Annotated in this window: 9 protein-coding genes and 1 pseudogene; 6 read left to right on the top strand and 4 right to left on the bottom strand. The window is 38.8% G+C overall.

The genetic code is table 11. The features are described from left to right. Window positions 1-135: 135 nt before the first annotated feature. Window positions 136-291 (bottom strand): hypothetical protein, encoded by a 156-nt coding sequence (locus V7161_RS10385; protein WP_335444899.1) that lies wholly within the window; start codon window positions 289-291, stop codon window positions 136-138. Between the two features lie 159 nt (window positions 292-450). On the opposite strand from V7161_RS10385, the gene V7161_RS10380 reads away from it, so the two are divergent. Further along, window positions 451-1,713 (top strand): MFS transporter, encoded by a 1,263-nt coding sequence (locus tag V7161_RS10380; RefSeq protein WP_335444896.1) that lies wholly within the window; start codon window positions 451-453, stop codon window positions 1,711-1,713. Window positions 1,714-1,755: 42 nt separating this feature from the next. Here the strand turns inward: V7161_RS10380 and V7161_RS10375 are convergent, their stop codons facing one another. Continuing rightward, window positions 1,756-2,328, bottom strand: coding sequence for a cysteine hydrolase family protein (locus tag V7161_RS10375; protein ID WP_335444893.1), 573 nt, complete (start codon window positions 2,326-2,328; stop codon window positions 1,756-1,758). Between the two features lie 117 nt (window positions 2,329-2,445). On the opposite strand from V7161_RS10375, the gene V7161_RS10370 reads away from it, so the two are divergent. Next, window positions 2,446-2,889 (top strand): Lrp/AsnC family transcriptional regulator, encoded by a 444-nt coding sequence (locus V7161_RS10370; protein WP_335444890.1) that lies wholly within the window; start codon window positions 2,446-2,448, stop codon window positions 2,887-2,889. Window positions 2,890-2,948: 59 nt separating this feature from the next. Here V7161_RS10370 and V7161_RS10365 read toward each other — a convergent pair whose 3' ends face one another. Then, a complete protein-coding gene (locus tag V7161_RS10365; RefSeq protein ID WP_420491609.1) occupies window positions 2,949-4,415 on the bottom strand; it encodes a L,D-transpeptidase family protein in 1,467 nt (488 codons plus the stop codon). A 244-nt stretch (window positions 4,416-4,659) separates the two neighbouring features. Then, a complete protein-coding gene (locus tag V7161_RS10360) occupies window positions 4,660-5,883 on the bottom strand; it encodes an MFS transporter (RefSeq protein ID WP_335444886.1) in 1,224 nt (407 codons plus the stop codon). A 444-nt stretch (window positions 5,884-6,327) separates the two neighbouring features. On the opposite strand from V7161_RS10360, the gene V7161_RS10355 reads away from it, so the two are divergent. The 4 genes and pseudogenes from V7161_RS10355 (at window position 6,328) to V7161_RS10340 (ending at window position 11,348) form a co-directional block, all read left to right on the top strand. Further along, window positions 6,328-7,671 (top strand): MFS transporter, encoded by a 1,344-nt coding sequence (locus tag V7161_RS10355; RefSeq protein ID WP_335444884.1) that lies wholly within the window; start codon window positions 6,328-6,330, stop codon window positions 7,669-7,671. Between the two features lie 252 nt (window positions 7,672-7,923). Continuing rightward, window positions 7,924-8,346, top strand: a complete 423-nt coding sequence (locus tag V7161_RS10350) for a response regulator (protein ID WP_335444966.1) — start codon at window positions 7,924-7,926, stop codon at window positions 8,344-8,346. Between the two features lie 15 nt (window positions 8,347-8,361). Continuing rightward, a pseudogene (locus V7161_RS10345) lies at window positions 8,362-8,517 on the top strand (response regulator transcription factor); the annotation flags it as partial. Window positions 8,518-8,990: 473 nt separating this feature from the next. Then, window positions 8,991-11,348 carry a histidine kinase gene (locus V7161_RS10340; RefSeq protein WP_335444882.1) on the top strand — a complete coding sequence of 786 codons (2,358 nt, stop codon included), beginning with the start codon at window positions 8,991-8,993 and terminating at the stop codon, window positions 11,346-11,348. Window positions 11,349-11,370: the final 22 nt, after the last annotated feature.

The raw sequence follows: 11,370 nt of genomic DNA, 5'->3' as shown, positions 1-11,370 counted from the left end.
TTTTAAACTAGTTTTGTCCTCAAGAGGCCCTATTTAGGACATTTCTATTAATTTTTAAACTAGTTTTGTCCTCAAGATCTTATTAATGCAAGAAAAGGAATTGTTCATGTGACAATTCCTTTTTTTAATGTCTATTCATGGTCCAAATGAGTTGTGGTTTTCAGGTGGATATTCTTTTATTTTCTCCCTAAGCTGCAATTCATCTGGCGGATTAGACCCAGATCTTTTATCAAAATAAATAGCAATTCCGCCTAAAATAAAGACAGGCATCAGTATATATAACCAAATCATTATGACACCTCCAAAAGCTTATTATAATTATTATATTATAAAATTAACTTTTTTTTACAATTTTTCATAAAACTTAAATGCTTGGATGGAGTAAAATTTGTTTTTATCGTTACAGCAAAATCATATATATAGTGTAAAAGTTAACAGGAGTATAAAACATTGGACAAACAAAATAGCCGATTTAGATGGGTTGTATTTGCTTCTGTATTGTTCACTTACTTATTAATGTCAAGCCAGCGGACCGCTCCGGGATTGATTACAGATCAAGTGATGAGGGATTTTCATGTAACAGCTTCAACGATTGGGATACTGACAAGTATGCAATTTTTTGTATACACTGGTTTGCAAATTCCAATGGGTATTCTGGCTGATCGTTTTGGCCCCAATTTTTTTCTAATAGCAGGTGCAACACTTACAGGCATAGGCACGATCATTTATAGTTTGGGTACGGATGAATTTGTCCTGTTTTTTGCCAGAATACTGACTGGGACTGGTGATGCGACCATCTGGGTCAATATGGTGTTAATAATGAGCCAATGGTTTAATGCAAAGGAGTTTGTTCGATTAATTGGTCTGGCTGGAATGACAGGAAGCCTTGGGTTCCTTTTGGCGACAGTCCCTTTCTCCGAATGGATTGATTTACTTGGTTGGAGGGCGGCCTTTTTTTCAGCGGGACTATTATTATGTTTTTGTGGCATTCTCCTTTATTTTGTCCTGTTAAAAAAACCAAACGAATCGGCATTTGTAAAAAATAAAATACAACATGAAAAAACGTTCGATTTATTACAAAGGATATTTTCGAATAGACAGGCCTGGGCTTTATTTCTTTGTCACTTTGGGGTTGTCGGCGCGTATGTTGGATTTATCAGTTCCTGGGCAGTGCCCTATGGGATGAATGTATATGGGATGACCCGTTCCGATGCAAGTCAGCTCATCATGATTGGTCTGATTGGGGCTCTAATAGGAGCTCCTCTAACCAGCTGGATATCAAGTCGGTTAGAAACTACTAAACGTCCATATGTCATTGTTCATATCTTTATGTTATTAAGTTGGTCTACCTTTCTATTATTTAGAGGGACTCCTCCCTTTTTCGTTCTCAGTGTGCTGTTCTTTATCATTGGCTTTGGATATGGGGCAAGTGCGTTAACGTTTGCTGTCGTTCGTCAATCTTTTCCGATCATAGAATCTGGCATTGTCTCTGGGGTTGCGAATACCGGGGGTTTTCTAAGTGCTGTCCTGCTGCCAAGCATATTTGGAAATGTATTGGATCATTTTCAGTCTGCTTCAGGCAGTATTAGTGAGGGATACTACTTGGGTTTCATCACCCCTGTAATCTTCTCCATGATTGGCTTGATTGGAGTGGTTTCTATTAAGGAAAAGCGTCAGGATGCAGAACATAAAACCAATATCCATTTATCTTAATTAAAAGGGGAGATCGTTTTTAATAACAATCTCCCTTTATTATTAGTTGTTTTTCAGAATCGTGTCAGCTTCCTGCTGCAGGAAATCCTCGGTCGAAACGACAAGGGCATAAATTCCGTTAAGTGCACTGATAAACGCATTATGAACCTGATCAGCTGGTACTTTCTTTTCTTGATAAGATAAGTCCCGTGTTGTACATGCATCTTCAATAAGCGTAACTTCAAAACCTAGATCCCTTGCAGCTCTGACCGTCGCATCAATGCACATATGCGTCATCATTCCGCCAATCACTAGCTTAGTGACTCCATTTTCTCTTAATTTGTTTTCTAATTCTGTCTTGAAAAAGCTGTTGGGTCTATGTTTTACGATAATACTTTCATGCTGTAACGGTAAAACAGCTTCATTTATTTTGGCCCCATCTGTGTCTGGAAGAAAGAATGTTGCCCCTTCTTGAATAGAGATATGCTGAATATGAAAAATAGGATGATTCTTCTGTCTGAACCAATCAAGGATTTTACCTGCATTAACAGCTGCTTTTCCAGGATTGCTTAATTCCATTTTTCCATTTGGAAAGTAATCATTTTGAATATCAACTAAGATTAAAGCTGTTCTCATTTTTTTCCACCCCATCAAAAATTGATTATAATAATATCATAGATAATCTCTTGATTTTAATCGATACTTTGATGAAACACTTTTAGCTAAAATAATTTCATGGTGAAAGGAATTTATATGGAACTTGATCAAATTGATTTTCAAATCCTCCGGTTATTAACCGAAAATTCACGTATTCAATGGAAAGACCTAGGGGAAAAAATTCATATGACTGGACAGGCAATAGGGAATCGTATTAAAAAGCTTGAGGAAAGTGGTGTCATTAAAGCCTACTCCCTCATAGTCGATGAAATGAAATTAGGGCTCATCTTTACCGCGTTTGTCATCATTCATATGAAAACAGCCAATCATGATTTGTTTATCCGTTTTATTAAGGAGCGAAATGAGGTAGTTGAAGCGCACCGAATATCAGGGAAAGGATGTTACCATTTAAAAGTAATCGTTAAATCCCAAGATCAATTGAATCTGTTTCTTAATAAACTTCTCGAGCATGGGAACTACAGTTTAAATCTATCCATACAAGAGATCAAACAGCAGAATCCGTTAACAGCTACTTTTTAATAAGTCAAAAGCCATAAAACAAAAAACAGGAAATCATTAACGATTTCCTGTTTTATATTTTAATAGATGACTACCGGCTCGTATGTACTGAGATTCTCATACACGGTTTTCATAGCATTTACCGGTGTGTTGACACAGCCATGGGATCCTGCATTTAGATAGGCATTGCTTGCCCAGTTTGAACGAAAGCCGGCATCGTGGAATCCTTGCCCATCATTCGTAAATGGAGCCCAATAATTAACTTGTACTTGATAACTAGGTTTTCCTCCAAGTTCTCTGCCCGTTAGTGTGGCTGGTGTACGTTTATAGAGAATATACCATACTCCTTTTGATGTATCATTACCAGTACTGTGTTTGCCGGTAACGACATTTGTTGTGATGGCTAATTTCCCATTTTTATAAATCCAAATACGCTGCTCAGCAATGGATACTTCTGCATACGTATCGCCAATGCCATTGTTCGTTAACGTGTCAAAACCGTAGCCTTCACCTTTCCAGCCATGACCGATGATATTGGAAGCCGTAACGGTTTTCTCTGCTTTTTCAAAAGCGGCCTGAACCAGTGCGGCTTCTTTATCCACATCTAACGCCCAGCCATAACCTTGTCCTTTTACCGAAACGACTTTGCCTGAATGAGTCTTAAAGGAAAAATTTTTATTCAATGTGGATTGGGTACTATTAATTTCGGCAATTTTCTTGTTAATATCGCTTGGGTCAATTGTCACCTTCATGTCTTTTGACACAGAGGCAGTTTTAATTAGTTCGCTGGCTTTTAACGTATGAACTTTATCCTGTACCTTATAATCAACTGTCCGAGCAAGGAGTTCCTGCAGCTTTTTCTGTTCATTTTTGATAACCTGGCTGTTTTCTTTGATTGGCTGTATGAATACAGGTGTAAGACGGATTTCACTCGTGTATATATGCTCATCATAGGACTTTAAAAGGCTAGCAACATCATACTGCTCTCCGCTGCTGCTTTTTGTGACAACGATTTTACCTTGTTCCAAATGAACCTCTGCATCTTTCGAAGCTTTTAAAGTCTTATTCAGAGAAATAAGCTTTTCTTCCACTTGTTTTTTCATTGTTTCGCTGCGGTATTGATCCAAAGTGCCTGGCATTAACGAAAAACTTTTTGCTTTTGAAGAAGGAAAAAAGCTCTGCTGGTCTTTTAATAATTTTTTGACTTCAGAGAGATCTGAACTCGTAAATTTCATTTCTGTATCGTTTCCGTCTAAAATTTGCTGTTGTCCGACATAGACTACGTTTTTTAATACGGAAGTTTTTAATTTTTTAAGGGCCTGCTCAGCCGTTAGTCCCCCGACCTTTGTGCCATTAATCTTGACATTAGCGTTAAAGTGTTTTGCCTGATAATAGCCGATTGCCGCTATTATGATTGCAATAATAATGATAATACCTGTTGTAATGAACTTCCAGTTGGCAAAACTTTTCTTTGAGCTGCTTCGCCGTTTACCCAATTCTTCTACTGATTGATTTAATGCACTTTCCAAAAAAATTCCCTCCCGCAACGGTGATCCAGCTGTCTGCCCACCGTTTTAAAACTTTAGGTCTTACAACCAAAGATTATTACAATTATATTACTCTATTATTACATGATAAATACTATTCTACTAGAAATTTAAGTCGAACTTTGTCACTATTTGTACACTTGGAAAAATTTATTTAAAGAATACTAACTAAGCCTAAAAAAGCCCCTTTTTTTGGGGGCTAAAAAAAGGGGGGAATAAAAGCGAGTTAAATTTGAATTTGTATTTAAACTGAGGTCATATCCTTTTGTGATATGCTCCTCTTCCGATAGGCTTTTGTAGATATAGCTGCAAGGAGAAAAATGGCAATAAGAATATAAGCAGCACCGCCAACCAACCCTAAAGAACGCGGTAAAAGATAATGCAGTGCAAATCCAGCTAAAAACATGGAAATACCCAATATCGTGTTTCCGATTGTTGCCAACAGTCCAAACATCGTTCCATGATGCTCTTCAGGAATCTCCTTCATTAGCACGGTATCAAAACAGGAATTCCCAATGCCAGACATAAATGCCACACCACAAAACAAGAGAAACGCAAAACCAACGAAATGGGTCCAACTCAATAATAATAGAAACGTTCCTTCAAGCATTAAACAGAGTAAGCCAGTGACTAAAAAATTTTTTCGTAACCGATTCGCCACTGAATAGCTTAGCACCAGACCAATCCCTAATGCCCCATAGAACAGCCCAACACCGACATCTCCCAGACGATACTCATTAACAGCGTACACGCTGATCAGAACGTTATCGATTCCATTCATGAAAGCAATTAATACTTCGCAGATTAATAGGATTTGAACGGGAACCGACAGGCTGATGACTTTCTTAAACACGAACCAAAGCGATTCTTTTTCGAGAAGCTTTCCTTCCATATCCTGTTTATGTTCTGGAAACGCAATGGTCGAGATGATCGCTGCTGCACCTAAAAAGGAAGCTGCATTGAACCAAAAGGTAATATGGGGACCAAAAATAAAGGCCACGATTCCTCCAGAAAAAGCGCCACCTATTAATACAATGCCAATCAAGACTTGTTCCAAACTGTTCACTTTCATGAGCTGCTCTTTTTTTACGAGCAGCGGTATGGCTGATTTTCTTGCAGGGGCATAAATGGCTTCTCCCGCGGCTAAAAGAAAGGAGCTTACATAAACAATCCAGAGATCTTCTTTGCTGTCCACCAACAAGAAGGTTAAGGCAAAGATAATTCGAATTAGGTCGGTTGTAACCAAAATCATTTTTCTTGGAAAGCGGTCAGCAAGCCTACCGCCAATTGGTCCAAAGATGACAAACGGTATCAGCCGGATGGCCAGTGTGATTCCCACGGCAAAGCCTGATCCTGTTAACTGCAGCAGCATCGCTAATACGGCAACTGAACTAAAGCGGTCGCCAATTCCGTTTACGACTCCGGCGAGAAATAGTTTTCTATATTGTTTTTCTTGTCTTATTAACATTCCATCACCTTCTTTAATAATCATCTAATTTTATAATTATCTAATTAGTTAAGTAAAAAAATACGGTGTACCTGGACACCTGGAAACTACTTTAATTATCATCTAATTAGATGATAATTGAATTGGTTCTGGGAATCAAGTGTTTTATGAAGATTTAAGTGCAATTTTTAGGATCGCGGTCACTGTGAAGGAGCCAGAGTGCCCGTCGAGTACAATATCTGAAGTCAGTGGTCACTGTGAAGAGGCCAAAGTGCCCGTCGAGTAAAATATCTGAAGTCAGCGGTCACTGTGAAGGGGCCAGAGTGCCCGCCGGGTACTATATCTGAAGTCAGCGGTCACTGTGAAGGAGTCAGAGTGCCAGTCGAGTATAATTTCTGAAGTCAGCGGTCACTTTAAAGGAGTCAGAGTGCCCGCCGGACACAATTTAAAGTATCAGAGGTCACTGTGGGGGAAACTCAGCGAATTGCACAATGCTCTCAGTCAGATTTCTTAACTAGCAGTGCCGAAAATAGTATAATATTTCGTGTTCCTAAAGTAATATGCAGCTATTTTCGAAAAGGGCGTGAAATCTATTTGCTTCAGTTAAATAATTCAATTCTTCGTCAGCCATCTTTTGTAAAATTTTGGTTCTCACGCATTTTGGCCTCTACATCTTTTCAGATGTTGTCCGTGGCAATCGGATGGCAAATGTATGACTTGACGCACGACGCTTTTAGTCTCGGTTTGGTCGGACTAGCTCAGTTTATCCCAATGGTTGTGCTCACATTAGTTGTCGGGCAAGTGGCAGATCGCTTTGATCGAAGAAAAATTGTTTTTTGGTGTTTGCTTATTGAAGGCATGATGGCCGGTCTTCTGCTCTATGGAAATCATGCAGGCTGGCTGGGGCGTGAACAGATTTTGCTGGCAGCTGCGATCATCGGAGCTTGCCGTGCCTTCGAAGGTCCGGCCTCATCAGCCCTATTGCCACAGTTGGTACATAAAAAGATTCTTCCACAGGCGATATCATTAAGTACGACGGCTGGGCAAACAGCCCAAATCCTGGGTCCATCCCTTGGCGGAGTGCTTTTTTCGTTAGGACCCGCATTCGTGTATGGTACCGCAACTGTAGCATTGCTTGCTGCAGCCATCCTGACTTATTTAATCACCGGCATGGAGCAAGCTATCCGAAGGGCGGAACCGGTATCAATAAGCTCCATTTTATCGGGATTGGTATTTGTCTATCGTAATCCTGTCATCCTGGGAACGATTTCGTTAGATCTTTTCGCAGTCTTGCTTGGCGGAGCCACAGCCCTTTTACCAATATTCTCGCAGGATATTCTTCATACTGGTCCTTGGGGATTGGGATTAATGCGGACAGCGCCAGCGGTTGGGGCACTAATCGTGTCAATTATTTTAGGCTATTTTCCCTTGAAGAAAGCCTATGGCCTAACATTGTTTGGGGCACTCGCCATTTTTGGATTGTCTACCATGCTTTTCGCTATTTCAACAAATCTAATTGTATCGTTGGTTGCCTTATTTCTTATCGGTGGATCAGACGTAATCAGCGTTGTCATTAGGTCCTCACTCGTACAGCTGCAAACTCCAGATGAGATGCGTGGCCGGGTAAATGCGGTGAATGCCCTGTTTATTGGGACTTCGAACCAACTGGGGGAGTTTGAATCTGGCACGTTGGCAGGTTTTTTAGGAGCAGTTCCGGCAGCCTTCATCGGTGGTCTGGGAACGGTCCTTGTCGCTGGCCTGTGGATGTATTTATTTCCTTCCATTAGAAAGCTCCGTTCTCTCTCATAAAGTGTATGGAAGTTATTACTAAACAAAAGGGTCGGACTTTTACGATCAAATAGTAGAAGTCCGACCCTATTTTTATTATTTTTAATGGTAGTTTTTTTAATCAGAAAGCTGTGCCCAGAGCAAGGAGACCGCTAAGAATTGGAATGAAATTCATCTTTTACTAACAAAATAGTATTGGCCCCTCCTACGCCAAATACCATGATAGTGGCTATTCCCTCTGGTACCGAAATGGAGACTATCATCGTTTTGGATATGGGGCCAGAGCTAGAAGTAGTGGGTCTTGCTGAAAATGGCCAAAAAGCGATTGAGATATGTGAAAAACAGAACATTGATGTGATATTGATAGGTGTACATATGCCCAAAATGAATGGTGTAGAAGCAACTAAGGGGATTAAACGAAAGTGGCCGGATATTCGCGTGATCATCTTAACCTCATTTCAAGAAATTGACTTTGTCGGAGACGCGTTAGCTGCAGGTGCAGAAGGATACATACTAAAAGCGATTCACCCGAAAGATTTGGCTGCCGGAATTAAATGGGTTTTTCAAGGAGGAACCTTAATCCCGCAAGAAAAAGCGCAAATGTTGGTTAGACAATTAAAAAATCCTCAAGCTTCAGAAGTGAGAATTTCCTCCGAAAAGAAATCCTTTCCCCAATACGGATTAAGTGAACGGTAAGCCGAGGTTCTTCACTGTATATCAGAAGGGCTAAACAACCGCGAAATCTCTCAGATGCTTTTTTTATCAGAGGGAACTGTGAAAAATTACGTCTCTAGTATTTATTCGAAAATGGGAGTCCGTGATCGTGTTCAAGCATCGATGAAAGCTCATCAGGAAGGGATTATTTAAATGTTCTGTTCACCAGGGGAAACAAGTATAATTGTGTGCATGAGTAAAACAATAGTATTAATCGTATATCCATTTATCTGTATGTATATTTCTTTTGTGTAGATAAAGCGTATGGAAAAGAATATCCATATCTATAGACAACTAAGTGAGTAATGGCAGTTACAATAACAAATTTTATGTTAAATAGGCAGGAAAACAGCAAGTTTTTTTGTTCAAAGATCGGGCGCGTTTTTGTGGGAACGTGTCTTTTTCTTGTACTATTTTGATGATATTGCGTAATTTTGTTGATAGCTCTCTATGTAGAAATTTATACTGAATTAAAAAGAATTCGGTGAACATTTTATTTTACTATCTAATGAAAATCATTTAGTGCTGAGTAAGAAAAATTTGGCTAACCCAAGTTTTCGAATCGGTGCAGCGGTGTGGGTGAAAATTACGTAAAATGGAGTAACGCAACATAAGGGGCTGTATGAATGAATGAAAAAAAAGTGATCATACTTTTGATTTTGGTTTGGCTTCTTACATCGGGTTTCGCGGTTGCAGAAGCATCCTCCTCCAAAAATAGATATGATGAAGTCTATGAAAAATATAGTAACATTGCAGACTCTTTTTCCAGCGAATCGATTCCATTCACAGAAGAAGAAAAAGAGTACCTTGATGAAGTCAGGAAAAAAGGGTTGAAAGTTCCTATTAATCTTGATTCCATGGGGGGATTCTATGAATTTCGAAATAATGGAAATGAATATGGGGTAAATAAATTCTTCTACTCAGCACTGGCAAAAGTGTTAGGGGTAAAACTTTCTTATGTTGCAGTGAGCAGTTCAGAGGATGTCTTCAATCAAATTTCGAATGGCTCTTTGGATTTGTCACCAATAATCAAAAGGCGTACGATAGACTATCCTGATATCCTGCTTAGTACACCCATTAGCATCAATATGAATTTCATATTTTATTCGAATGATAAAAAAATAACGTATGATACACTTGGATACACACTTGCAGGGAAAAAAATTGGTATTCTAAACATGATAGACGAAAACAGTCAACCGCTAAATCAGTTTAGCGACATAAAATATTATCCGTACAAAGATATTTCTGTTGCTTATAATGCATTGAAGAATAATAATATTGAATTTATTTACTCAAATGTTGAGAATTACAGAAGTTTTATTGATCGTGGTCTCTTGTCGCTTCCGGTCCCTGATTATCGGAACGATGAAACCTACCGTGCGTTTACTAGCAGCTCCAATCCTCTATTACTATCGATACTGAATAAAGCGATTTCTGGTGCAATAGGACCAATCGTTACAGAATATGAAAAAGAAACGCGGAAAGCCTATTTGTATAATCACTTTTTTATGACGGAAAAGGAAAAGGAATTATTACGATCAGTGGGAGAAGTGCGTGTTATGGTGGATGACAACTTTGCTCCCCTATCCTTTTATGATGAAGCCAAAGGTAAATATTCAGGCGCTAGCGTCGACCTTTTTGAAAACATTGCAGACATCATTGGGTTAAAGTATAGCTTTATACGCGATGAAAACCTCAGTTGGTCCGATAAGGTTAATAAAGTGAAAAAGAAGGATATTGACCTCCTGTTTCCAATAAGCATTACACCAACCAGACAAAAATTCGGTCTCTTTTCTCAACCTTATGTTTCCACATATTATTCTGTGATTGCAAAAGCAAACAACTCAAAAAAGATAAACTACGCGCAAGAACTTCTTCATAAAAAAGTAGGCATAGTGAAGGGAACAGCCATAACAGATTTCATTGAGACAATCATCCCTAAAGAACAAATCACATATTTTGATAGTGATAGTAAAATGTATCACGGACTAAAAAATAGGGATGTTGACTATATCATTCAAAATGAAAATGTCTTTTTGGAAGATTTTTATGAAAATGAACTTTTTGATTTGACTTCTGTTTATCGCATTATAGAGTCACCTAAATATTATTGCTATTTTTTTAAACAGACCCGTGAGATGGATACCTTAGTAAGCATAATGAATCGGGCTATGAATTATTTTGATACCAATGAAATAATAGCTAAGTATAAAGTTGGTGAAAGTGATCTGAGGAACAGGTATATCACGCAAAAGAGACATCGAAATTTAATTAGTTTCATTTTGCTGATTGTATTGATCGTTTTAACGCTATTTGTATTTGGGTTTATTCGAACCAAAAAGTTTTCGAAAAAGCTCGAAAAGGAAGTAGCAATAAACGAAATGGCCTATTTGCAATCGCAAATAAAACCTCACTTTTTATACAATGCTCTAAGCGCGATCATGGCCTTCTGCTATACCGATTCGGAAAAAGCGGGAGAACTATTGAATAGTCTCAGCAAATACCTAAGAATCGTATTTAATACTGATAACCGTGGAGAGCTAGTGACACTGCAACGTGAAATTGAACTGGTGAAATCCTATGTGGATATTGAGCAAGCTAGATATGGAGAACGACTTCAAACCATTTTCGATATAGATGAGACTTGTTTACAGCAAAGGATCATGCCATTGATGATACAGCCTTTAGTAGAGAATGCAATCCGGCATGGGGTTATGAAAAAAACGCAGGGGGGTACGGTAAAGCTTTCCGTCCAGCCAAAAGGCGAATCGATTAAAGTCACTGTTACAGACGATGGCGTCGGGATGTCGGAACAAAAAATCAAAGAAATTTTGTCTCGAAAGGAAACCGTTTTTGGAGTAGGGCTTGCCAACATCAATCAAAGGCTGGGACATTTTGCAGACAAGAAACTGACCATAGAAAGCAAAGAAGAGCAAGGTACGATTATCACCTTATATTTACCGTTCAAGGAAAACACCTGATTATTAACTGGAGGAGGAAATT

This window comes from Neobacillus drentensis (genome assembly GCF_036965425.1).
Classification (GTDB): domain Bacteria; phylum Bacillota; class Bacilli; order Bacillales; family Cytobacillaceae; genus Neobacillus; species Neobacillus drentensis_F.
The sequence above is the reverse complement of the archived record's forward strand: the minus strand, read 5'-3'. Positions and strand labels throughout refer to the sequence as shown.

Coding starts and splice junctions, on each gene's coding strand:
- V7161_RS10385 (WP_335444899.1), bottom strand. CDS start 291: ATGATTTGGTTATATATACTGATGCCTGTCTTTATTTTAGGCGGAATT.
- V7161_RS10375 (WP_335444893.1), bottom strand. CDS start 2,328: ATGAGAACAGCTTTAATCTTAGTTGATATTCAAAATGATTACTTTCCA.
- V7161_RS10370 (WP_335444890.1), top strand. CDS start 2,446: ATGGAACTTGATCAAATTGATTTTCAAATCCTCCGGTTATTAACCGAA.
- V7161_RS10360 (WP_335444886.1), bottom strand. CDS start 5,883: ATGTTAATAAGACAAGAAAAACAATATAGAAAACTATTTCTCGCCGGA.
- V7161_RS10350 (WP_335444966.1), top strand. CDS start 7,924: ATGGGGCCAGAGCTAGAAGTAGTGGGTCTTGCTGAAAATGGCCAAAAA.
- V7161_RS10340 (WP_335444882.1), top strand. CDS start 8,991: ATGAATGAAAAAAAAGTGATCATACTTTTGATTTTGGTTTGGCTTCTT.